This is a genomic window from Marinobacter lipolyticus (genome assembly GCF_018424605.1).
Classification (GTDB): domain Bacteria; phylum Pseudomonadota; class Gammaproteobacteria; order Pseudomonadales; family Oleiphilaceae; genus Marinobacter; species Marinobacter lipolyticus_B.
The window spans coordinates 18,864-40,850 of sequence record NZ_QTKT01000019.1 but is presented as its reverse complement, the minus strand read 5'-3'; the positions used below and the strand labels follow the sequence as shown (position 1 = coordinate 40,850).

At 60.3% G+C, this 21,987-nt stretch carries 22 protein-coding genes; 14 read left to right on the top strand and 8 right to left on the bottom strand.

Features of this window, described 5'->3' with window-relative positions; genetic code table 11:
- Positions 1 to 149 precede the first annotated feature (149 nt).
- Complete coding sequence (gene tyrS / locus DYI22_RS17195) at positions 150 to 1,352, bottom strand: tyrosine--tRNA ligase (protein ID WP_213479281.1); 1,203 nt, start codon at positions 1,350 to 1,352, stop codon at positions 150 to 152.
- Positions 1,353 to 1,656: 304 nt separating this feature from the next.
- Here tyrS and DYI22_RS17190 point away from each other — a divergent pair, with 304 nt between their 5' ends.
- Both DYI22_RS17190 and DYI22_RS17185 read left to right on the top strand, forming a co-directional pair.
- On the top strand, positions 1,657 to 3,039 hold the full coding sequence (locus DYI22_RS17190) for an OapA family protein (protein ID WP_213479280.1): 1,383 nt from the start codon (positions 1,657 to 1,659) through the stop codon (positions 3,037 to 3,039).
- Positions 3,040 to 3,043: 4 nt separating this feature from the next.
- Positions 3,044 to 4,141, top strand: a complete 1,098-nt coding sequence (locus tag DYI22_RS17185) for an anhydro-N-acetylmuramic acid kinase (RefSeq protein WP_213479279.1) — start codon at positions 3,044 to 3,046, stop codon at positions 4,139 to 4,141.
- On the opposite strand, the gene erpA is transcribed toward DYI22_RS17185, so the two are convergent.
- The 4 genes from erpA to argC form a co-directional block, all read right to left on the bottom strand.
- On the bottom strand, positions 4,142 to 4,474 hold the full coding sequence (gene erpA / locus DYI22_RS17180) for an iron-sulfur cluster insertion protein ErpA (RefSeq protein WP_228301119.1): 333 nt from the start codon (positions 4,472 to 4,474) through the stop codon (positions 4,142 to 4,144).
- An 85-nt stretch (positions 4,475 to 4,559) separates the two neighbouring features.
- Positions 4,560 to 5,024, bottom strand: coding sequence for a bactofilin family protein (locus DYI22_RS17175; protein WP_213479277.1), 465 nt, complete (start codon positions 5,022 to 5,024; stop codon positions 4,560 to 4,562).
- A 1-nt stretch (position 5,025) separates the two neighbouring features.
- Positions 5,026 to 5,766 carry a DUF6776 family protein gene (locus tag DYI22_RS17170; RefSeq protein WP_213479276.1) on the bottom strand — a complete coding sequence of 247 codons (741 nt, stop codon included), beginning with the start codon at positions 5,764 to 5,766 and terminating at the stop codon, positions 5,026 to 5,028.
- Positions 5,767 to 5,775: 9 nt separating this feature from the next.
- Complete coding sequence (gene argC / locus DYI22_RS17165; protein WP_213479275.1) at positions 5,776 to 6,813, bottom strand: N-acetyl-gamma-glutamyl-phosphate reductase; 1,038 nt, start codon at positions 6,811 to 6,813, stop codon at positions 5,776 to 5,778.
- A 147-nt stretch (positions 6,814 to 6,960) separates the two neighbouring features.
- On the opposite strand from argC, the gene DYI22_RS17160 reads away from it, so the two are divergent.
- From DYI22_RS17160 to DYI22_RS17130, 7 genes are all read left to right on the top strand, one after another.
- Positions 6,961 to 8,736, top strand: coding sequence for a chloride channel protein (locus DYI22_RS17160; RefSeq protein WP_213479274.1), 1,776 nt, complete (start codon positions 6,961 to 6,963; stop codon positions 8,734 to 8,736).
- 3 nt (positions 8,737 to 8,739) lie between these two features.
- A complete protein-coding gene (gene hemJ, locus DYI22_RS17155; RefSeq protein WP_213479273.1) occupies positions 8,740 to 9,162 on the top strand; it encodes a protoporphyrinogen oxidase HemJ in 423 nt (140 codons plus the stop codon).
- 38 nt (positions 9,163 to 9,200) lie between these two features.
- Positions 9,201 to 9,962, top strand: a complete 762-nt coding sequence (gene thiD, locus DYI22_RS17150) for a bifunctional hydroxymethylpyrimidine kinase/phosphomethylpyrimidine kinase (protein WP_213479272.1) — start codon at positions 9,201 to 9,203, stop codon at positions 9,960 to 9,962.
- Positions 9,963 to 9,969: 7 nt separating this feature from the next.
- Positions 9,970 to 10,677: a thiamine phosphate synthase gene (gene thiE, locus DYI22_RS17145; protein WP_213479271.1), complete on the top strand. Its 708-nt coding sequence runs from the start codon at positions 9,970 to 9,972 to the stop codon at positions 10,675 to 10,677.
- A gap of 4 nt (positions 10,678 to 10,681) precedes the next feature.
- Positions 10,682 to 11,962 carry a glutamate-1-semialdehyde 2,1-aminomutase gene (gene hemL, locus DYI22_RS17140; RefSeq protein WP_213479270.1) on the top strand — a complete coding sequence of 427 codons (1,281 nt, stop codon included), beginning with the start codon at positions 10,682 to 10,684 and terminating at the stop codon, positions 11,960 to 11,962.
- A gap of 334 nt (positions 11,963 to 12,296) precedes the next feature.
- Positions 12,297 to 13,190, top strand: a complete 894-nt coding sequence (locus tag DYI22_RS17135) for a lipase family alpha/beta hydrolase (protein WP_228301116.1) — start codon at positions 12,297 to 12,299, stop codon at positions 13,188 to 13,190.
- Positions 13,191 to 13,341: 151 nt separating this feature from the next.
- Positions 13,342 to 14,253, top strand: a complete 912-nt coding sequence (locus tag DYI22_RS17130) for a DUF4382 domain-containing protein (RefSeq protein ID WP_213479268.1) — start codon at positions 13,342 to 13,344, stop codon at positions 14,251 to 14,253.
- Positions 14,254 to 14,318: 65 nt separating this feature from the next.
- On the opposite strand, the gene DYI22_RS17125 is transcribed toward DYI22_RS17130, so the two are convergent.
- Together DYI22_RS17125 and mrcB are read right to left on the bottom strand one after the other, a co-directional pair.
- Positions 14,319 to 14,903 carry a tetratricopeptide repeat protein gene (locus DYI22_RS17125; RefSeq protein WP_213479267.1) on the bottom strand — a complete coding sequence of 195 codons (585 nt, stop codon included), beginning with the start codon at positions 14,901 to 14,903 and terminating at the stop codon, positions 14,319 to 14,321.
- Positions 14,900 to 17,227: a penicillin-binding protein 1B gene (mrcB, locus tag DYI22_RS17120; RefSeq protein ID WP_228301113.1), complete on the bottom strand. Its 2,328-nt coding sequence runs from the start codon at positions 17,225 to 17,227 to the stop codon at positions 14,900 to 14,902. Before mrcB ends, DYI22_RS17125 begins: the two co-directional genes overlap by 4 nt.
- Positions 17,228 to 17,298: 71 nt before the next feature.
- Between mrcB and DYI22_RS17115 the strand changes: the two genes are divergently transcribed.
- The 3 genes from DYI22_RS17115 (at position 17,299) to DYI22_RS17105 (ending at position 19,729) form a co-directional block, all read left to right on the top strand.
- Positions 17,299 to 18,927, top strand: a complete 1,629-nt coding sequence (locus DYI22_RS17115; protein ID WP_228301112.1) for a bifunctional aminoglycoside phosphotransferase/ATP-binding protein — start codon at positions 17,299 to 17,301, stop codon at positions 18,925 to 18,927.
- An 80-nt stretch (positions 18,928 to 19,007) separates the two neighbouring features.
- Positions 19,008 to 19,364 carry a pentapeptide repeat-containing protein gene (locus DYI22_RS17110; protein WP_213479284.1) on the top strand — a complete coding sequence of 119 codons (357 nt, stop codon included), beginning with the start codon at positions 19,008 to 19,010 and terminating at the stop codon, positions 19,362 to 19,364.
- Positions 19,361 to 19,729: a Rieske (2Fe-2S) protein gene (locus DYI22_RS17105; RefSeq protein ID WP_213479264.1), complete on the top strand. Its 369-nt coding sequence runs from the start codon at positions 19,361 to 19,363 to the stop codon at positions 19,727 to 19,729. Before DYI22_RS17110 ends, DYI22_RS17105 begins: the two co-directional genes overlap by 4 nt.
- Here the strand turns inward: DYI22_RS17105 and sfsA are convergent.
- Positions 19,713 to 20,441, bottom strand: coding sequence for a DNA/RNA nuclease SfsA (gene sfsA / locus DYI22_RS17100; RefSeq protein ID WP_213479263.1), 729 nt, complete (start codon positions 20,439 to 20,441; stop codon positions 19,713 to 19,715). The two genes, DYI22_RS17105 and sfsA, sit on opposite strands and share 17 nt — an antisense overlap.
- Positions 20,442 to 20,617: 176 nt before the next feature.
- Here sfsA and dksA point away from each other — a divergent pair, with 176 nt between their 5' ends.
- Complete coding sequence (dksA, locus tag DYI22_RS17095) at positions 20,618 to 21,058, top strand: RNA polymerase-binding protein DksA (protein ID WP_012139308.1); 441 nt, start codon at positions 20,618 to 20,620, stop codon at positions 21,056 to 21,058.
- 54 nt (positions 21,059 to 21,112) lie between these two features.
- Positions 21,113 to 21,985: a tRNA glutamyl-Q(34) synthetase GluQRS gene (gene gluQRS / locus DYI22_RS17090; RefSeq protein ID WP_213479262.1), complete on the top strand. Its 873-nt coding sequence runs from the start codon at positions 21,113 to 21,115 to the stop codon at positions 21,983 to 21,985.
- Positions 21,986 to 21,987: the final 2 nt, after the last annotated feature.

The following is a 21,987-nucleotide window of genomic DNA, read 5'->3' as shown; positions in this document are numbered from 1 at the left end:
ACTCGTTTTCTTCAATACTTTCAAACAGTTGCCCTTCGAATCCGGAGCCACCTAATCGGCCTGCCCCTCGAAGGAGATGCGCATTCTACAGACACCAGCGAAGGTGTCAACGACGATTTCGAGAAAACTTAAAAATCGTCGAAAATCGGTCACGCAACAACCAGAACCCGGGCAATCTTCTTCTTACCCGCCTGAATGACGCAGTCATCGCCCTCTTTAAACGAACGCGCTCCATCAAACTGCTCACCATCCACAAAGACGGCGCCACGCCCAAGCACATCACGGGCAGCGGCGCCGTTCTTCACCAGGCCCGCCAACCGAAGCACTGCCGCCATCGGCATGTCGGCCTGGCCAGCGAGTGAAACCTCTACCGTTGGCACATTTTCCGGAATCTCCCCCAAAGCCACCCGGTTACCTGCGGACTTGTGAGCGGTCCGCGCCGCTTCCTCATCGTGGAAGCGGGTAATGATTTCTTCTGCGAGGAGCTTTTTGTAGTCCTGCGGATTCGCACCCTCTTCGACCTGCCGACGAAATTCGGCCACCTCGGCCAGCGGGCGGAAACTCAACAGCTCAAAGTAACGCCACAGCAGGGCGTCCGGCATGGACAGCAGCTTGGTGTACATTTCTCCCGGGGCATCGTTCACACCAACATAGTTGGCCAGGGACTTAGACATCTTCTGAACCCCATCCAACCCTTCGAGAATCGGCATAGTGAGGATCGCCTGGGGAGACTGGCCATAGTGCTTCTGCAGAATCCGCCCCATCAGAAGATTGAACTTCTGATCCGTTCCCCCAAGCTCCACATCGGCCTCCAGTGCCACGGAATCGTAGCCCTGCACCAGCGGGTAGAGGAATTCATGAATGGCGATGGACTGCTCAGCCCGATAGCGCTTGGTGAAGTCGTCCCGCTCGAGCATGCGTGCCACCGTGTATTGACCGGCCAGACGAATCATGTCAGCAGCCGTCATTCGGCTCATCCATTCGGAATTGAACACCACCCGGGTTTTCGCCGGGTCAAGAATCTTGAAGACCTGCTCTTTATAGCTGACCGCGTTATCGGCCACCTGTTGCTCAGTCAACGGGGGCCGGGTCGCGCTTTTCCCGGTGGGATCACCGATCATTCCGGTAAAATCACCTATAAGGAAGATCACCTCATGGCCGAGGTCCTGGAACTGACGCAATTTATTAATAAGGACGGTATGTCCAAGGTGCAGATCCGGCGCCGTGGGATCGAAACCGGCCTTGATACGCAGAGGCCGACCCTCTTTCAATTTCGCCACCAGGTCGTCTTCCGGTATCAACTCGTCAACGCCACGCTTGATTATGGCCAACGCCTCATCGATAGATGCCATGAACTGCTCGTCCCTACGTTTATCCAAAATGATTCTGCCAGTTACAGACTTCAACAAAAGAAATCTGTGAGTTACCCGGAGCCTTGATACATTAGGGGCGCTCATATTTTGAACAATACCGAGCATCAAGGGCGATGCATTATAACAATGACGTCGCCAGAAATCCGGAGGATGCAGCCGTAACCGTAATGTTCCGCGCTGTCCCGCATGCTTTTTATACGGTAATCTGTTGGACTATACTTGAACAACAGCTTTAATTAGGTAGGTCAACCTACCGGAATACCGATTAAAACGAGTGTCACACGTGCTGAAAATGCTTCCCAAAACACACATTACCATCGCCGCCGCTGCCACCGTTGTAGTGACCGCCGCCATTCTGATGAGCCCGAGCTCGGAAGTTGAGGCCAAGCGTATGTCCTACTCCCTTGACCTGGAAGGCAACACCGTCAAGCAGTCAGCCCCCGCCGCCACATCACCCGCGGCAGAGACGGCCAAACCGGACGCCAAGGATGCAGCGCCTGTGGAGAACAAGACCCAGGTTACGGTCCAGGACACCACGGAAGACACTTCGCCCGCGCTCGACTGGCAGGAGCACAAGATCAGATCCGGCGAAACGCTCTCTTCCCTGTTCCGGGATGCAGGCTTCAACGACGGCATTATGCTCAAGGTTATTCATGGCGACGGCGAAGCAGAGAAACTGCAACGCCTTTACGCGGGCGAAACGATTGCTTTCGCCACCGACAGCGAAGGTGAGCTAGCCGCCATCGAACTCAAACGCAGCCTGCTGGAAACCCTGCGCATTTCCAGAACAGACGACGGTTTCCAGGGCGAGACGATCGTGCGGGAACCAGAGGCACGCCCGGCTTTTGCCTCAGGCGTTATTGATGGCTCGCTGTATATCGCCGCCCGCGATGCCGGCATGAGTGACCGGCTTGCGATGGAGCTGGCCGGTATTTTTGGCTGGGACATCGATTTCGTTTACGACGTTCGCAAAGGCGACCAGTTTGAGGTGGTGTACGAAGAGCTTTACCTCGACGGCGAGAAGTTCGATACCGGGCGCATCCTCTCCGCCCGCTTCGTAAACCGCGGAGAGGAGAACATCGCGCTTCTTTATACTGACAGCAATGGCGACAGCGACTATTACGCGCCCGACGGTGCCAGCATGCGCAAGGCTTTCCTTCGCACACCGATCAATGCGCGGGTGTCCTCACCCTTCAACAAGCAACGTCGTCATCCCGTGCTGGATGTGGTTCGCCCCCATGAAGGCACCGATTACGCCGCGCCGCCGGGAACCCCGATCAAAGCTGCGGGCAATGGCCGTGTTCACTTTGCCGGCTGGAAAGGCGGCTATGGTCGTACCGTCATTCTCTCCCATGGCGACAACATCGATACGCTATACGCCCACATGAGCCGACTTGGCAAAGGGATCCGTAATGGCGCCCGCGTCAAACAGGGCGAGACCATCGGCTATGTCGGATCTTCCGGCATGGTGACTGGCCCACACCTGCACTACGAGTTTCACGTGAACGGCGTGGCACGCAATTCCCGGACTATCGATCTGCCCGACGCCAGCCCGGTTCCCAAACCGGAACTGGCCCGCTTCCGTCAGTTTGCGGACCAGCAAATTGCGCAGTTCGAAGTGTACCGTGACGGCAACCAACAGCTCGCTCTCGCCCGGGACGACTGACGCCATGGCCACATGGCTTGGATTGATGTCAGGCACCAGCATGGACGGTATTGACGCCGTGCTGGTGTCTTTTCCCGGCAACCAGGTCAAGATTCACGGCACCCACACCACAGCTTACCCCGACGACCTGCGCCAGCGCCTGATTCAACTCTCCCAGAACCACGGCACCCCGGACGACATCGGGGAACTGGACCACGCCGTCGGCAGCCTGTTCGCCGAGACGGCCGAGGGCGCCATAGCGAAAGCCGGCCTCGATCGACATGATATTCGCGCCGTCGGCAGCCACGGCCAGACCATTCGCCACCAACCTCTTGGCGCCACGCCCTTCTCGCTACAAATCGGCGATCCCAACCTGATCGCCGAGCGCACCGGTATCAACACAGTTGCCGACTTTCGACGCCGCGACATGGCCGCAGGCGGGCAAGGCGCCCCACTGGTTCCTGCTTTCCACAAAGCATTTTTTGGCTCAGCCACCGAAGACCGTTGCATCCTGAACCTGGGCGGGATCGCCAATATCAGCTGGCTGCCACAGAATCCTAAGGATCGGGTGATCGGTTTCGATACCGGCCCGGCCAATGCGCTTCTGGACGCCTGGTGCCTGGATCAAACGGGACGTCCCTACGATGATCAGGGGCTATGGGCGCAGGAAGGCATCGTCCACCAGGTGCTGCTGGGCGACATGCTTTCCGACGGGTACTTTGCAAGGCCGGCGCCGAAAAGCACCGGTAAAGAGAAGTTCAACCTGGAATGGGTCAGAACCATGGCACGCCGCCATCCCGAAGTCTCGGCCGCGGACGTTCAGCGCACGTTACTGGAGCTGACCGCCGTCTCCATCGCCCGCCAACTGCCGCAATCTCCCGATATGACAATCTTCGCTTGCGGCGGAGGTACTCGCAACGGCTTTTTGATGCGAGAACTCAGGCGCACCTGCAGCCCGCTGACACTCTCCACAACTGCGGATCTGGGGCTGGACCCTCAATGGGTGGAACCGGTGGCATTCGCCTGGCTGGCCAAACAGACTCTGGATCGGCGCCCCGGGAACCTGCCGGAGGTCACCGGAGCGAGTGGGGAAAGGATACTGGGCGCGGTGTATTTCGCCTGATCAGATCGAGAACGAGCTGCCGCAACCACAAGTGGCGCTGGCATTGGGATTGTTGACCACGAACTGGGAACCCTGCAGGCCTTCGGTGTATTCGACCGTGGCACCAACCAGGTACTGGTAGCTCATCGGGTCCACCAGCAAGGTCACGCCGTCTTTTTCAATGGCCGTATCTTCCTCATCCTGACTGTCGTCGAAGGAAAAACCGTACTGGAAACCGGAACAGCCGCCACCGGTCACAAAAACGCGCAGCTTGAGTTCAGAGTTGCCCTCTTCCTCAATCAATTCCCGCACTTTTGTCACGGCGCTGTCGCTGAGAAACAGCGGCGTGGCCATTTGTTGCTGAACTACACTCAAGTCCGCCTCCGGTTACTGGCTCTGCAATGCCGACGATTATGGTATTCCTGACTAAAACAATCAACTATTCCTTGCCGGAGGGCGCAGTATCGCCGTCGCCCTCTTCGATACTGGTCGCTGGCGCTGGCCGCGGGTGATCGCTGGCAAGCAAACCGACGGGCTCGCGCTGATGAACCAGATTACCGTTGACTGACGCGCCCATGGCCATCTCGATGAGGTTGTAATAGACATTGCCATTGATGGCCGCTTTCGCCGCCAATTCAAGATGGGCCGACGCGTAAACATCACCGTGAACGGTACCGTTGATAATGACGTGGGGCGCTACGATGTCGCCGGTAATCTCTCCGACTTCAGACACCCTTAACACGGCATCGCTGCCTTCCTCGGCAACCACTTTTCCTCTTACGCGGCCGTCAACGTGGAGGCCGCCGGAGAAATGCATATCGCCTTCCACTGTCGTGCGCGAGGAAATCAGGGTATCAAAGTGCCCGGTGGGGCGGCGGGGCTTCTGCTTTTTCTTGCCAAGCATGTTAGTTCTCCGTCAAATCTTTCCAATCGAATGTTCGCTCTGCCTGGGTCAATTTCCGCCCCTCCGACTTGGCAACGACCTGGATCTCTCTGGGCTCAAAATCCTCAGGCACGGTCAAGGTCCCCTCAACGTCCTGGAAGTATCGAAAGCGGAACTTGATACCCAGGTCGTCAATGTCACCAGAGAGGTCCCGCAGGGCAATGACCTCTTTCTCGTCATTACGCATGCCGATCACGTTCACGGCGACGACGCCCGAGATGTAATTCTTGTTGTTGCCTACCTGGGTCAGCACCAGCTTGAAGTTAAAACCTTCGTTCTGGCGGTCCGCCTGAAGCGAGAGCCGGTCCACCTGCAACCCTTTGCTGGTTTCCGAGGGCGCCATGATGTTTTTATAGAACGTCAGATCTGCATTCAGTGACGCAATCCTGGTTTCAAGAGTCACAATGCTTCGGCGCGCCTGATTCAGTGCCTGCTGATCAATGGCGCGACCACGCTCCAGATTCGTCAGCTGCTGGGTCGCGTTGCGATACTTGCCCTTCAGCTCGTCCAGTTCCTGGTCCAGCCGATCCCGGGAATCCTCCACCGAGGAAAAGCGAAAACCACCCTGGGCCAGCCCGGTGGCGTAGCCACCGACGGCTGCGGCAATGGAAAACGCCAGCAGGATTAAAAAGCGCCGGAGCCGGTAACCCGGGCGGTGGCGAATGACGACGTATTCATCCGCCGGTTTCTTCTGTTCACTCACCGGGACATCCTATGGCAACAGTGCGGGTGCGTTCAGCCCGAGCGTTTCATCCAGGCCGAACATGATATTCATGTTCTGCACCGCCTGCCCCGCTGCCCCTTTCACCAGGTTGTCGATGACCGAGGACACAATAACCACGTTGCTGTTTTCCTGGCGATGCAGCGCCATGCGACAGTGATTGGCACCGCGCACACTGCGGGTCTCCGGGTGACTGCCGAACGGCATCACGTCAACAAAGGGTTCGTCGCGGAACCGATCTTCGAACAGCGACTGCAACCGGTCAAAGTCAGCCGGGTTACGCAACTCGGCATACAGTGTTGCCTCAATGCCGCGAATCATAGGAATCAGGTGGGGCACAAAGGTGATGCCCACCGAACCGCCTGCGGCGTGACTGAGACCCTGGCGGATTTCCGGCAAGTGCCGGTGCCCTGACGCACCGTAGGCCTTGAAGCTTTCACCAATTTCGCCGTGGAGCATGCCGATCTTGCCCTGGCGCCCGGCGCCACTGGCGCCGGATTTGGCGTCGGCGATCAGTCGCGACGGGTCCACCAGATCATTCTCCAGCAGCGGCAGGAAACCAAGCTGCACCGCGGTCGGGTAACACCCCGGGTTGGCCACCAATTGTGCGGAGCGAACCTGTTCACGTACGACTTCTGGCAGGCCGTATACCGCCCGGGCGGCCCATTCCGGACTCTCGTGGGGCATGCCGTACCAGGCGGCCCAGACATCGAGATCCCGCAGCCGGAAATCCGCGGACAGGTCCACCACCCGCGTACCTGCCGCCATCAGCTCCGGTATCATCCGCATCGCCACCCCATGGGGGGTAGCAAAGAACACCAGATCGCAGGCAGCCAGGGTGTCAACGTCGGGCTCGGAGAACGCCAGCTCGTAGTGACCGCGGAGATTCGGGTACATTTCGGCCACCGGCAGGCCCGCCTCCGACCGGGAGGTTATGCAGCTTACCGTCACCTCCGGATGAACCGCGAGAATCCTGAGTAGTTCCACACCGGTATAGCCGGTCCCGCCTACAATGCCTACTTTAATCACCTGTCACTCCAGCTGGCGTTGGTTGTCGCAAAATCGGGTCATTTCCAGTCCGCTAGTCTAACATGATAAACCAAGGACTTATTGCAGCCGGACCTGCGACCATTACAATAACGACAGCATTCACCCACGAGCGGAATTCCGGCGCCCATGCGCAAGATCTGGCACCAGATTACAGAGCACCTGATACCGGTCTTTCGCGGTCGGCTGTCCGGCGTCGACGCCCTGCCGCAACTCGCGGTATTGGGCCTGCTTTCGGGGCTTATCACCGGGGGCGTTATCCTGCTGTTTCGTCTGGCGATCGAGTGGCCTCTGGCGCACTTTCTGCCCGGCGATGGCTCGGAATCCTTCGAACAGCTCGACATACTCACTCGGGGCCTGCTGCCGCTGGCCGGCGCCCTGCTGCTCGGGCTTTTCCTGCACCGGCTGGCAACCCATGACCGCAAGGTCGGCATCGTCCATGTGATGGAGCGCCTCAACTACCACCAGGGCTACATTTCGATGCGCAGTGCCCTGGTGCAGTTTATTACCGGCGTTTTCACCGTGGTCACCGGTCAGTCCGCGGGCCGCGAAGGCCCCGCCGTACACCTCGGAGCCGCGTTTTCCAGCCTGATGGGGCAGTGGATGAAACTGCCCAACAACAGCATCCGCACCTTGGTGGCCTGCGGCTGTGCGGCCGCGATCTCGGCCTCCTTCAACACGCCGATTTCCGGCGTCATCTTTGCCATGGAAGTGGTGATGATGGAATACACCATCGCCGGCTTTACCCCGATCATTCTTGCCGCCGTCAGCGCCGCCATTGTCACCCAGGCCATGTACGGCACCGAACCGGCCTTCAGCGTGCCGGCACTGACGATGAATTCGCTGGTGGAGATTCCTTGGATTCTCGCCATCGCGGTTATCATCGGTATCGCGGCCGCGGTTTTCATCCAACTGGTCGACACCATGGGGCGTTACCACCACCGCCCCGTGTTGCTGAGAATTGCCATCTGCGGCGTGCTGATGGTGCCGTTTGCGATGGTGGTACCGGAAGTCATGGGCATTGGCTATGACACGGTGGATCTGGCCATTCATGGCCATCTAGCGTTCTGGCTACTGCTCGGTGCCGGCATCGCCAAGCTGATCATTACCGCGTTGACTATTGGCCTTGGCATGCCCAGCGGCGTGATCGGCCCAACCATTTTTATGGGTGCCACGCTCGGCGGCGCGATGGGTCTGATTGGCGCCCAGATCGCCCCGGACACCGCGTCTTCCGTCGGGTTCTACGCCATGCTTGGCATGGGAGCGATGATGGGAGCTGTGCTCCAGGCGCCCCTGGCCGCTTTGATGGCGCTGCTGGAACTGACGCGCAACCCGCACATCATGCTGCCCGGCATGCTGATTATCACCACCGCCAGCCTGGTCACCAGCGAGGTGTTCGGCAAGAAATCCCTGTTCCTCACGATCCTGAAAAGCCAGGGGCTGAGCTACCAGAACTCCCCGATCATCCAGGCTCTGCGGCGGGTGTCCGTCGGCGCCATCATGGACCGGAGCATTCTGCGCACCGAACGCCACCTGAGCCTGGAAGAGGCCCGGAAAATCCTGACTGCAGAACCGAAGTGGCTGGTGGTCGAGGGCAGCAGCGGGCCCACCGGCCTGCTACCGGCGGTCGACCTGGCGCGCTACCTCGAGGACGCCGAAAAGCTCGTTGCCAAGGAAGACGCCGAGCTGCCGGAAACCATTGACCTGATGGAAATTCCCGCCAACCGCCGGGACATTGCCCCGGTCCAGTACCAGGCGACATTAGAGGAAGCGTTGGACGAATTTGACAAAACCAACGTAGAAGCGCTTTATGTGCAGCGCCACGTCGCCCCAATGATTCAACGGGTGTATGGCATCGTGCTCAAATCCGATATTGAAAGCTATTACCAATACCGACGGAGTTAAACCATGCTCTGGGTCAAAGCCCTCCACATCATCTCGCTGGTGTGCTGGTTCGCCGGCATCTTCTATCTGCCGCGTCTGTTTGTCTATCACGCCGCCTGCGACGACGAACCCGGGCGAGAGCGATTCAAGATCATGGAGCGCAAGCTGTACCGGGGCATCACCACGCCCTCCATGGTCGCCACCCTTGTTTTTGGCCTCTGGCTGATCAGTTATAATGCCACCGGTTATTTCAGCCAGGGCTGGATGCACGCCAAACTGTTGCTGGTCGCCGTGCTGGTTGCCTACCACTTCTATTGCGGCCATCTGGTCAAGGTCTTCCGCGATGACCGCAACACCCGCAGCCACGTCTTTTACCGCTGGTTTAACGAGCTGCCGGTATTCATTCTGGTTGCCGTGGTCATTCTGGCCGTCGTAAAACCGTTTTGAGGAGCTGAGCCATCGAACGCCATACACGCCCCCAGGTATTGATTCTGTCAGGGCTGGACCCGTCGGGGGGAGCTGGCATCCAGGCTGACATTCAGGCGGTAACCGCACTGGGCTGTCATCCACTGCCGGTAATCACCTGCCTGACGGTACAGGATACCCGCAACGTCTACGATGCGGTGGCAGTAGACGCCGACCTGATTCGCCGGCAACTGGACTGCGTGGCGGCGGATTCCCCTATTCACGCCATCAAAACCGGGGCGCTCGGCAACGCCGCGGTGGTGGACGCACTAGTCGCCTTTCTGGACAAGAATCCGCATATTCCGCTGATCACCGACCCGGTGATCAAGGCCGCCGGTGGCGGAGACCTGGCCGATCAGGCGCTGATCGACGCCATGAAGCACCAGCTTTTCAGTCGTGCCGACGTGATTACCCCGAACGGCGTTGAACTGGCCATGCTCGGCGACACGGAAGACCCGGCGGAGGCGGCCCACCGGCTGATGGCCGCAGGCTGCCGCAGTGTGCTGGCCACCGGTGGCCATGGCGATGGTCCAAACATCACCAACACGCTGTTCAGCAACGATGGTGAGCCGATTCACTGGCACATCGACCGCGTAGGTGGTGAGTACCACGGGACCGGCTGCACCCTGGCAGCGGCGATCGCCGCAGGTCGCGCATGCGGGCTTTCACCCCGGACCGCGATTGCGCAGGCGCAGAATTTCGTGCACCGGGCGATACTTCATTCTCTTGCAGTCGGTCACGGCCAGCCGGTACCTGACCGCGGCATACGCTGGGAGCCTTGAGCACCATATGGCGGCAATTTACCGAAAAGCCCTGAAACCGGGGCTCTACGCCATCACCGACAGTGACCTGCTGCCGGAGCACACGCTGTTGCCGGCCGTGGCAGCGGCCCTGCGCGGCGGTGCCGTGCTGGTCCAGTATCGCGACAAACGCAGTGCCGCGGTGACCCGGCTGCAACAGGCGCGGGATCTGGTATCCCTGTGTCGTGAGGCGGGAGTACCTCTGATCATCAATGACGATCCGGCACTGGCCAAGCGGGTGGGTGCCGACGGCGTCCACCTGGGGCAGTCCGATGGCTCTCTGGCGGCAGCGCGGCAACTGCTGGGTGAATCCGCAATCCTCGGCGCGACCTGCCACGGCGACCTCAGGCTGGCGGAATCCGCCTGCCGTGACGGCGCGGATTACCTCGCCTTCGGGCGCTTCCACGGCTCGTCCACCAAGCCCGAAGCACCCGACGCCGATCAGAGCATCCTGGCCGAGGCTCATCGCTTCGAGCGCCCGTTAACCGCAATCGGCGGCATCACCCTGGACAACGGCGCAGAGCTGATCCGCGCCGGCGCCGACATGCTGGCCGTCATTGGCGGGCTGTTCGGCCAAGGCGCGGATCAGACCGAACAGCTGGCCCGGGGCTTTACGCGCCTGTTCGAGGCGCATCACCCGCTATTTCAGGCTACACCAGACACACCCGATACTCTTACACGCAACCTGGAGCCCTGACACCATGAACCACTCGGAAACCCTCTTTGCAGAGGCACAGAAATACATTCCCGGCGGCGTGAATTCGCCGGTGCGGGCGTTCCGCGGCGTGGGCGGCACGCCAATCTTCTTCAAGCATGCCGAAGGCGCCTATCTGTACGACGAAGACGACCGCCGGTACATCGATTACATTGGCTCCTGGGGGCCGATGATTCTTGGGCACTCCAATCAGGTGATCAAGGACGCGCTCCACGCCCAGGTGGACCTGGGCATTGGCTACGGCGCGCCCACCGCCATCGAAACCGAGATGGCCAAGAAGGTGTGTGAGCTGGTGCCCTCGATTGAGCTGGTGCGCATGGTCAATTCCGGTACCGAAGCCACCATGAGCGCCATCCGCCTGGCTCGGGGCTACACCGGCCGCGACAAGATCGTGAAATTCGAAGGCTGTTACCACGGCCACGTGGACTCGCTGCTGGTCAAAGCCGGCTCCGGTGCCCTGACCCTGGGAGTACCGAATTCCCCGGGCATCCCCGCCAGCCTCGCCGAACACACGGTAACGCTCACTTTCAACGACATCGACAACGTGCGGGAAACCTTTGCCGCCATGGGCGATGACATTGCTGCCATTATCGTCGAACCGGTGGCCGGCAACATGAACTGCATACCGCCGGCACCCAGTTTCCTGGAGGCTTTGAGAGAGGTCTGCGACGAACACGGCACGGTACTGATTTTCGACGAGGTGATGACCGGATTCCGTGTTTCCCTTGGCGGCGCCCAGGGCTTTTATGGCGTCAAGCCCGACCTGACAGCCCTCGGCAAGGTGATTGGCGGCGGTCTGCCGGTCGGCGCCTTCGGTGGCAAACGGGAGATCATGGAACACATCTCGCCACTGGGCCCCGTCTACCAGGCCGGCACCCTCAGCGGCAACCCGTTGGCCATGTGCGCCGGGCTGGCAACGCTGAACGCCATCTCCGAGCCCGGTTTCCACGACCGGCTGACGGAAAAAACCAATGCCGTGCGAGATGGCCTGAAGGCGGCCGCCGACGAGGCCGGCATTCCTCTGGCCGTACAGAGTGCCGGCGCCATGTTTGGCTTCTTCTTCACCGACGCCGACACGGTGACCCGTTTTGATCAGGTTATGGCCTGCGACGTGGAGCGCTTCAAAAAGTTCTTCCAGGGCATGCTCAATGAAGGCGTATACCTGGCGCCGTCAGCCTTCGAGGCCGGCTTCACCAGCGCCGCGCTGTCGCAGGAGGACATCGATCACACCATCGAGGCGGCCAGACGCGTGATGAAAACCCTCTGAGGGCAAGACCGGATGACAGGCGACCATCGCTTGTCATCCGGGGCCCCGACCGTGACCCGCCTCACAAATCTCCCTCCTGCCGACCGTAATGCCTGCCCTGACATTGACTTGTGACGCTCGCTGATCAAATTATGTGCATATCTCACATGAGATGCACTGACTGCGACAATCTAACAACAACGAAGTAGGAAGTCAGCGCACGGAAGCCACGCCCTGTCTCGCGCAGGTGCCGGGAAGTCTCTGGAGCAACCCGTTAGGTTGAGCCGCAGTTTGATAACAAAGACAACAACAAACTGTAGGTACAACAATGAAACAATGGTTAAAAGCAGCCTTCATGCTTGGCGTGATGGCATGGTCCGCCCCTTCCATGGCGTGGTGGTGGGACTCCACCCCGTCCAACTACACCGACACCCGCTACCCGGTGGTGCTGGTGCACGGTATGTTCGGTTTTGACTCGCTGGCCGGCGTGGATTACTGGTACGGCGTTGCCGAAGACCTGCGCCGCTACGGCGCCGATGTCTACACCACACAGGTGCCCGCACTGGACAGCAGCGTGGCCCGTGGCGAAGCCCTGCTGCCACAGATCCAGGCAATCGCCGCCGTGCACGGCAAGGTCAACCTGATTGGCCACAGCCACGGCGGCCCGACCGCTCGTTACGTCTCTCGTGTTCGTCCCGATCTGGTTGCCTCGGTCACCTCCGTGGGCTCGCCCCATAAAGGCTCCCCGGTGGCGGACCTGATCTACGGCTCTCCCGCCGAAAGCCTGGCCGCCTCGCTGGGTAACGCCCTGGGCGGATTGATTGACCTGATTTCCGGCGGTGGCTACAACCAGGATCTTCGCTCGAGCCTGTATTCGCTGACCACCCAAGGCAGCGCCGAGTTCAACAACTTCGCTCCGGCCGGCATCCCTTCCTCCGCCTGCGGCGAAGGCGCCTACTCGGCCAACGGTGTGCGCTTCTATTCCTGGGGTGGCACCGGGGTACTGACCAACGTACTGGATCCCTCCGATGCATTGCTGGGCACCACCAGCCTGGCCTTTGGCTTCTCAGCCAACGATGGACTGGTGGGGCGCTGCAGCAACCACTTCGGCAAGGTCATCCGGGATAACTACTTCATGAACCACCTGGATGAAGTGAACCAGGCTCTGGGCCTGCACAGCCTGTTCGAGACCGACCCCAAGGCGGTCTTCCAGCAGCATGCCAATCGGCTGAAGAACGCCGGCCTGTAAGCGTCGGCTCAACCGATGTGGCCCCGTGACATGAGAAAATGGTAAACAACATCACGGGAACCCGATGTTAATCTGATTCGTTCCATCAGGACATGCGGGGCGGCCTACGCCCCCGCACGTTCGTCAGAAAGCATCAAGGAGGTTTACTTAAATGAAGCGTTCTCTGCAGTTTTTCACCATTGCCGCCCTGTCCGCGGGCGTGGCCGCCTGTGGTGGTAGTAGCAGCAGTTCCGATTCCGAGGCCACCGGCACCGTATCCTTCGGTATCACTGACGCGCCGGCGACGAATCTCAGCAACGTAACCGTCGCCTTTACCGAGATTCGTCTTAAGCCTGTTGATGGTGACTGGGTTTCCTTCCCCCTCGAGGGTTTTGAAACCGTGAACATGCTGGATTTGCAGGGCGGCATCAGCGAGCCGCTGATCACCGACGAAGAAGTGCCTGCCGGTGAGTACTCCCAAATCCGCCTGATTGTCGACACCGAGAATTCGTTCGTTACCCGCTCTGACACCGGCGACACAGAGTACTCCCTCGCAGTTCCGTCTGGTGAGCAGAGCGGCCTGAAACTGCAGGGGGACTTCGTGGTCGCCGCCGACACGTCCACCAGCTTCACCATCGATTTCGACGTGCGCAAGGCCGTGGTCGACCCTCAAGGCGAAGCACTCGCTAATTTCATGCTGAGGCCGGCACTGCGACTGGTCAACAACCTGGAGGTCGGATCGATCGCCGGCGCGGTCGATGAGTCAACCATCATCCAGGTTCAGTGCGCAGATAACGATCCGGCTTTCGATGGCATGGTTTACGTCTATCAGGGCAGCGATGCTACCACCGGTGATCTGGGCAGCGAGAACGAGCCCGTACTGACTGCACCGGTTGCCTTTGACGGGGAAGCGTCAGAGTACAACTACACGGCTGCCTTCCTGGTGGAGGGTGAATATACCGTGAGCTACACTTGTGATCCGGATGACAACGAAGTGGCGAATGAGGAACTCGAGTTCCTGGGAACCCGCAACGTTACGGTTACGGCGGGCTCACAAACAACCGCAAACTTCGAAGTCGAATAATCTGAACAACAAAAAACCCCGCAAGTGCGGGGTTTTTTATGCCAGGCCAACAGACAGCAGCATCGTCAAAGCGCGTTGGCCCGCTCCTCCGCCTGATTGGCACCGGCAACATTCCCGCGCTCGCGGCGTACATCCGCCAGCAGAAGCCAGCCAGACCGCTGCAAACGCGTGTCGCTACCCGCCAGCGACAAACCCTTGAGGGTGAACTGCTCCGCCGCCCTAAGCTGGTCCGAGGCAACGTAAGCCTCAGAGAGTTTGAAATACACCTCCGCTGACCGCGGTGCAATTCGCTGGGCCCGTTCCAGCTGGGCGATAGCCGCCGGGATGTTGCCCTCGGCCAGGTAGCGGTCAGCCTGCTGAATCAGGCTCTTGGCCGCCGGTGAGAGCTGGTCGCCGGCTTCCTGATAGCTCGGGGAGGCGCTTTGGCGCTCCCGCTCCCAATCCTGTTCGGGCTCGGGCGGCTGCTCACTCTTGCGCTCGGTACGGGTGGTTTCAGCGCTCGGCTCGCTCCGGGGCGGCTCCGGAGCCTCTTCCACCTGCCGTGACGAGCCACCTGCTGGCACATAAATGGAACCGCCGGGGGAGGCACAGCCGCCAATGATAGCCGCCAGTGCCAGCGCTACGCTGATTTTCAGTGTTGTTGTCTTCATTGGAAAAGTCCTTCAAACCAGCCACGGATCCGTCGTTCTAGATTGCCCGAACAGGAGACTTCCTGAACTGGCTCACTGCCTGTCATGAACGGAACCAGGCGTGCATTGTCGCAGTGTTCACGGGTCAGCGCCTGACGCTGCGGATTGACCCAGTGATAGGACACTCCGTCGGGCATCACCGGCGAAAAGCCGTGCTGGGGCACCTGCCCCATGAAGCGTGACCAAACCGGCAAAGCGCCGGTTGCGCCGGTCAGGGTGGTGGGGCCATTGTCATCCCGCCCCACCCAGGTCACGGCCAGCAAGTCCCCGCTGAAACCGGCAAACCAGGCGTCCCGGCCATCATCGGTGGTGCCGGTTTTGCCAGCCAGAGACAACTGCTGTGGCACGGTACGATACACGGAACGGCCGGTGCCTTCCTGCATGGTTTCCTGCATGGCGTATTGCACCAGGTGCACCGCGGCAGGATCCGCCACCTGATCGACTTCCAGGTTGTAACGTGACAGCGCCTTGCCGCCGGAATCGGTCACCTGGCGAATGGTGCGCAGCGGGGTATTGAAGCCCGATGTCGCCAGCCCCTGGTAGATCTGCGCCACGGTAACCGGCGTCATCGACACGGAACCCAGCAGCATGGACGGATACTGGGAGATCGGGCTGGTCACCCCGAACGCCTGTAGCGTGTCACGCACGGCATCGACCCCAACATCCAGACCCACCCGAACGGCGGGCAGGTTGTAGGAATGGGACAGCGCGCGGTGCAGTGGCACGTCTCCGCGCTCCTTGTTGTCGTAGTTTTTCGGCTCCCAGCGCCGGTCGTCGTCAAACACCAGGGCAAAGCCCTTGTCCTCCACCGGACTGATCAGGGTGTAGCGATCCGGCTGCTGCAATGCGGTCAGGTAGATGAAGGGCTTGATCAGCGAGCCGATCGGCCGGCTGGCATCCACGGCGCGGTTGAAGCCCGCAAATTGCGAATCACGCCCGCCGACCAGAGCCAGCACCTCGCCGCTGTCGCGAGCGGTGACCACCATGGCGGCTTCCAGCGATGTCTCCTTCGCGCCCGAGTCCATCCGTGAGAGCGTTTCCTCAACGGCAAACTCGGCGGCGTACTGTATCCCGGGGTTCAACGTGGTAAAGATACGCAGGCCTTCGCTCTGCAAATCTTCCTGCTTGTAATCCCGCGCCAGGTGGCGACGGACCAGATCGATGTAGGCCGGGTAACGGTTCTCCGAGTAGGAGGGCCGCTCACTGACGCCAAGTGGCTGTGCCCGGGCCTTGGCCGCTTGTGGGCCTTCGACGAGCCCTCCGTCCGCCATGACGTCAATCACCAGATTTCGCCGCTCCAGGGCGCGCTCCGGGTGTCGACGGGGGTTGTAATAGCTCGGCCCCTTGACCATGGCCACCAGCAGGGCGACCTGATGCAGATCCAGGTCGCGGATCGACTCGCCGAAGTAGAACTGACTTGCCAGACCAAAACCGTGGATACTGCGGGTACCGGCCTGGCCGAGATAGACCTCGTTCAGGTAGGTTTCAAGAATGTCGTTCTTGTCGTAATGCAGCTCCAGCAGCAACGACATCAGTGCCTCGTTGCCTTTGCGCACCAGCGTCTGGTCACGGGTCAGGTAGAAGTTCTTCACCAGTTGCTGCGTCAGGGTGCTGCCGCCCTGCACCACCCGACCCGCCTGCAGATTCACTAACAGCGCGCGGGCAATCGACAGGGGCGCCACACCGTGGTGGTCGTAGAAGCCCCGATCTTCTATGGCCAACAGTGCATCCGTCAGCAACTCGGGAACGTCTTCCAACTGAACCAGCACCCGGTCTTCCTTATGGGCCGGGTAGATGCCACCGATCTGTGCCGGTTCCAGGCGCACAACCGGTGAGTTCTCCCCCTCCAGCACACGGAAATCCTGCACCCGGTCGCCGTAAACGGTCAGCGCCAGCCGACGCCGGGGCTCCAGCCCATCGGCAAACAGAAAACCGCGGGAACTGATCACAAAGCGGCCGCCATTGCGGCGATAGGTACCCGGTCGCACGCCATCGCCCTTGCGGAACCCGGCCAGTTCCAGCTCACGCTGGAGATTGCCGGCACTGACGCTGGCGCCGTCATAGAGTTCCAGCGGGCGCGCATAAACCCGCGACGGCACTTCAAAACGACGACCTTCAAAGCGGGAGGTGACCACGGCGTCGAGATAGACCATCCATCCGGCAAGCAACACCACACCAATCAGCGTGACCCGCCAGAACAGGCGCCAGAACCATGGTTTTCTGGCAGAACGGCCCTTCCCGGATTTTTTCTTTACGGACTTATTCGAGGGGGGTGATTTTTTCATGGCGCGATTATAACGAATGCATGGCGGCGGAAGGCAGGTCATCTGTGTGTTATTTCTGTAATCTGCCCGTTATGATAGCGGCAAGAAAAATCAATAAGTTCAGGGAATGCGAGGAGAGAACTGTGAGCGACACCGAGACCAACAACCTGATTCTGACATTACAGAATCCGGCGCTGTACGACCACCCGGTAAAGGATTTCCAGGTTCTTGAGACCCACATCTCTCAGGTTCTGCTCACCGGTGATTACGCCTACAAGATCAAGAAGCCCATGGACTTCGGCTTTCTCGATTTTTCCACCCTGGACCGCCGCAAGCATTTCTGCGAGGAAGAGCTGCGCCTCAACTCACGGCTGGCCGACGCCCTCTACCTTGAGGTGGTACCGATCACCGGCAGCCCGGAAGAACCGGTCATCGGCGGCCATGGCGACGCCTTCGAGTACGCCATTCGCATGCGCCAGTTTGATCAGAACGAACTGTTCGACGTGCGCCAGGAAAACGGCTCCCTCACCACGGAGCTGCTGACCAGCCTGGCCAGACAGGTTGCCGACTTCCACGACACCCTGCCGCCGGTGGCGGAGGACAAGCCGCTGGGCACCCCGGATGCGGTATTCGCCGCCATGCAGGAGAATTTTGACCAGATTCGCCCGCTGCTGGACGACAACGAACTGCTGGCTCAACTGGAGAATCTGGAAGCCTGGACCCGCAGCACGTTTGACCGCCAGCGGGAGCTCATCGCCGCACGGCGCGAGCAGGGGTTTGTGCGGGAGTGCCACGGTGATCTGCATTTGGCCAACATTACCAGCTTCGACGGCAAGGTCACGGTTTTCGACTGCATCGAATTCAACGAGCCGTTTCGCTGGATAGACGTGATCAACGATCTGGCCTTCCTGCTGATGGACCTGGAATCCCGCCGCGAACCACTGTTGGCCAACCGGGTCCTCAACACCTACCTGGAATACCGGGGCGACTTCGACGCACTGCCGTTGCTGCCGCTGTATAAAGCCTATCGCGCCATGGTGCGCGCCAAGATCGCCCTGTTCACGATGGGGAATCCAGCGCTGTCCGACGCCGAGAAATCGGGCCTGATGCAACGCTACCGCGATTATGCCCAACTGGCAGAGGATTACAGCGTTATTCCCAACCCCTACCTGCTGGTCACCACCGGGCTGTCGGCCAGCGGAAAATCCTGCGTCAGCGCCGCGATGGCGGCGGAACTGGGGCTGATCCGCCTGCGCTCCGACGTTGAACGCAAACGCCTGTTTGGCCTGCGGCCACTGGATCAGAGCAAATCTCCCACCGGCGGCAACCTCTATACTGAGGAAGCGACCCGGGAAACCTATCAGCGCCTGGCCTCCGTGGCTGGTGAACTGCTGAGGGCTGGCCTGCCGGTGATTATCGATGCCGCCTCACTCAAGCAAAGTGAGCGGACACTGCTCGCCGACGTGGCGGAAAACCAGGGCCTGCCCTTTGCCCTGATCCACTGCGAAGCACCGGAAGACCTTCGTCGTGAGTGGATTCGTCGCCGCTCCGGCGACGCTTCGGAAGCCACCGAGGCGTTGCTGGAGACCCAGCAGAGCTGGTTCGAACCACTGACCACCGAGGAAAAAACCCACACCATCCACCTGCATACGGATCAGGAGCATGTGGCCGAGGCGGTCGCCGACCGGATTCGCCAACACTTCGGGCTGCAGGTGCAATAAACCGTCTACACTGACAGCATCCGCCCGATGGGCGGCTGTCTGTCACCGAACACCCGCACCAGCGAGCAGAGGTCATCATGATGGATTCAGATGCAGTACGTCAGATCAACGATCCGCTCTACGAAACGCTGCGAAGCGAAAACATGGAGGCCTTCAACGCCGCCAAGAGCCGGCAGACCGATCTGCCCAGCTTTGCTCACGGCGATTTTCGCGGCCTCGACTTACGCGGAATGGATGCCCGCGGGCTGGATCTTCGCCACGGGTATTTTCGCGGCGCCGATATACGCGGCATTGACTTCAGCGAGTGCGAGATGGAAGGGGCAAGCATTGCCGGCGCGAAGATTTCCGGGTGTTTCTTCCCCCACGCGCTGCACGCGGATGAGATCGTGATGTCACTCAACCATGGCACCCGTATGCGCTACAACACCGGAAAATGACCGATAACCATGGCTGGCAGAGAGTCTGCCGGTTAGAGGACCTCACGCCCGGAGGAGCGGTCGAATTCACGCTCGCAGGCAAAGCCGCCCATCCAGATGCATTGGCGTTACGCGGTTTCGTGCTGCTCCACAACGGGCGGCCACGGGCCTATGTCAATCAATGCCCGCATCTGGGCATCGAACTGAACTGGATGCCCGGGCGCTTCCTGGATGCCGATCACTGTTTCATCCAGTGCTCGACCCACGGCGCCCTGTTCCTGCCCGACAGCGGCGAGTGCATTGCCGGGCCGTGCCAGGGTGACGCGCTGACACCGCTGGACCTTGCCGAACGTCCCGACGGCCTCTTCGTCAGGTTTCCAGAATAACCGGCACCGGTGCCGCCAGCGTCCATTCACCCGCCGGCCCGCTGGCATCACCGAGCTCGGCACGGTAGGCGAGCACTTCCACGCCGGCGGCGGCCGCTTCCCGCAGCAACTGCCCATAGGCCGGATCGATGTGGTCTGCTGGCCGCACCGTCGTAATCCCCGTGTGATTCACGGCGAACAACAGAACGGCCCGCTCACCTCCTCTCACCTGAGCCATCAACTCCCGTAGATGTTTCTGGCCGCGGGTGGTCACTGCATCAGGGAAATAGCCGGTCCCGGCGTCACACAACGTGACGTTTTTGACCTCCACCCAGGCATCTTCGCGGGTGGAGTGCTCCGACAGGTGCAGATCAATGCGACTCTTCTCGGCGCCGTAACGCACCTCCGCACGCACCGTGCCGTACCCCGCCAGCTCTTCAACCACACCCGATTCAACGGCCTGGCGGGCCTGGGTGTTGGGCCGCGCGGTATTGATGCAGGCGAGCTCACCGGGGGCGGTTTCCACCAGCTCCCAGGTGTAACGCAGCTTGCGCTTGGGGTTATCGCTTTCACTGAGCCACACCCGCGCATCTTCCGGCTGGCAGCCAAGCATTGATCCGGTGTTGGGGCAGTGGGCGGTCACTTCGCTGCCGTCCGCCAGCCTGATATCGGCCAGGAACCGCTTGTAGCGCCGGATCAGCCGGCCTTCAATCAAAGGATCAGGGCACTTCATGGTAGTCTCCGTATGAAAGTCTGATCACAAGGCTGGCACCCCTGTGACTTATCTGCTATTTTCCGCAAATTCCCGTTTCAGGACGAATGCTTTATCCAGGGTCAAACCGCGCAGCCTCGGCTGGTGCGGAGGGAAGCAAAGCGTTCTTGTGAAGTACAAACAAGAGGCCGGGTTCAATGGCAAACACTGCAGAACAACCACGCGAACGTTTTACCAACTTCACCCCTTATGAAATGAAGAAGGGTGAAGAGTATATGAGTGCCGAGATGCTCGAGCACTTCAAAAATCTGCTGCTGCAATGGAAGCAGGAGCTGATGGAAGAAGTCGACCGCACCATGCACCATATGCAGGAAGATGCCGCAAATTACGCGGATCCCAGTGACCGTGCAACCCAGGAAGAAGAATTCAGCCTGGAACTGCGCACCCGGGATCGCGAGCGCAAGTTGATCAAGAAGATCGACCAGACCATCGACCGCATCGACAAGGACGATTACGGTTTCTGCGATCAGTGTGGTGTGGAAATCGGTATCCGTCGCCTCGAAGCAAGGCCAACGGCCACCCTGTGCATTGACTGCAAAACCCTGGCGGAAATCCGTGAACGCCAGACCGGCATCTGAGCCGAATCAACGCCAAGCCCGCCGGCGCCAATGCCGGCAGGCCACTCGTTATTTATGGCTGACCACTCCTACCGCGGTCGCTTTGCCCCCTCCCCGACTGGGCCACTGCATTTTGGTTCGCTGGTCACGGCTCTCGCCAGCTACGTTGAGGCAAAATGCCACCAAGGCCAGTGGCTGGTGCGCATTGAGGATCTCGATCCGCTGCGCGAAAGCCCCCAAGCCACCGAGCAGATTCTCCACAGCCTGACCTGTCACGGCCTGATCCCGGACGAACCGGTACGCTTTCAGTCCCGGCGCCACGACGCTTACCAAAACGCCATCACCACCCTACTCGACAAGGGGCTGGCGTATCGCTGCGCCTGCTCCCGCAAGCAACTGCAGCAACACCAGGGCCGCCACCCGGAACGCTGCCGCGACGGCAAGAGCCAGCCCGGCGACCGGCCTTTTGCCGTCCGGTTCGCGCTGGGGGACGAAGTCAGCCACTGGCACGACGAGCTGTTGGGCGAGCAGATCCAGAAGGTGACAGCGGAACTGGATGACCCGGTTATTCTGCGCAAGGAAGGGTTTTACGCGTACCAGCTGGCCGTCGTGGTGGATGATATAGATCAGGGCATCACCGATGTGGTGCGAGGCTCGGATTTGCTGGAGATGACCGCACAGCAACAACAGATCTATCGCGCGCTTGGTGCCACGCCGCCGCGCTGGCTGCACATCCCGGTGATTCTCAATGCCCGCGGGCAGAAACTGAGCAAACAGAATCACGCGCCGGCGCTGGATGACCGGCAGCCGGCCAGCAACCTGGTGCGGGCGCTGGAAGCGCTTGGACAACAGCCCCCCACCGGGCTCAGGCACGCCACCGTCCAGGGCATTCTCGACTGGTCGGTGGAACACTGGCGGCGGCAGGCAATTCCCCTGACATCCCGGTAAGC

Coding starts and splice junctions, on each gene's coding strand:
- DYI22_RS17125 (WP_213479267.1), bottom strand. CDS start 14,903: ATGAAGACAACAACACTGAAAATCAGCGTAGCGCTGGCACTGGCGGCT.
- DYI22_RS17105 (WP_213479264.1), top strand. CDS start 19,361: ATGACCGATAACCATGGCTGGCAGAGAGTCTGCCGGTTAGAGGACCTC.
- gluQRS (WP_213479262.1), top strand. CDS start 21,113: ATGGCTGACCACTCCTACCGCGGTCGCTTTGCCCCCTCCCCGACTGGG.
- tyrS (WP_213479281.1), bottom strand. CDS start 1,352: ATGGCATCTATCGATGAGGCGTTGGCCATAATCAAGCGTGGCGTTGAC.
- erpA (WP_228301119.1), bottom strand. CDS start 4,474: ATGGCCACGCCGCTGTTTCTCAGCGACAGCGCCGTGACAAAAGTGCGG.
- DYI22_RS17110 (WP_213479284.1), top strand. CDS start 19,008: ATGGATTCAGATGCAGTACGTCAGATCAACGATCCGCTCTACGAAACG.
- DYI22_RS17160 (WP_213479274.1), top strand. CDS start 6,961: ATGCGCAAGATCTGGCACCAGATTACAGAGCACCTGATACCGGTCTTT.
- thiE (WP_213479271.1), top strand. CDS start 9,970: ATGGCGGCAATTTACCGAAAAGCCCTGAAACCGGGGCTCTACGCCATC.
- DYI22_RS17185 (WP_213479279.1), top strand. CDS start 3,044: ATGGCCACATGGCTTGGATTGATGTCAGGCACCAGCATGGACGGTATT.
- DYI22_RS17175 (WP_213479277.1), bottom strand. CDS start 5,024: ATGCTTGGCAAGAAAAAGCAGAAGCCCCGCCGCCCCACCGGGCACTTT.
- dksA (WP_012139308.1), top strand. CDS start 20,618: ATGGCAAACACTGCAGAACAACCACGCGAACGTTTTACCAACTTCACC.
- DYI22_RS17130 (WP_213479268.1), top strand. CDS start 13,342: ATGAAGCGTTCTCTGCAGTTTTTCACCATTGCCGCCCTGTCCGCGGGC.
- DYI22_RS17135 (WP_228301116.1), top strand. CDS start 12,297: ATGCTTGGCGTGATGGCATGGTCCGCCCCTTCCATGGCGTGGTGGTGG.
- sfsA (WP_213479263.1), bottom strand. CDS start 20,441: ATGAAGTGCCCTGATCCTTTGATTGAAGGCCGGCTGATCCGGCGCTAC.
- mrcB (WP_228301113.1), bottom strand. CDS start 17,227: ATGAAAAAATCACCCCCCTCGAATAAGTCCGTAAAGAAAAAATCCGGG.
- hemJ (WP_213479273.1), top strand. CDS start 8,740: ATGCTCTGGGTCAAAGCCCTCCACATCATCTCGCTGGTGTGCTGGTTC.
- DYI22_RS17115 (WP_228301112.1), top strand. CDS start 17,299: ATGATAGCGGCAAGAAAAATCAATAAGTTCAGGGAATGCGAGGAGAGA.
- hemL (WP_213479270.1), top strand. CDS start 10,682: ATGAACCACTCGGAAACCCTCTTTGCAGAGGCACAGAAATACATTCCC.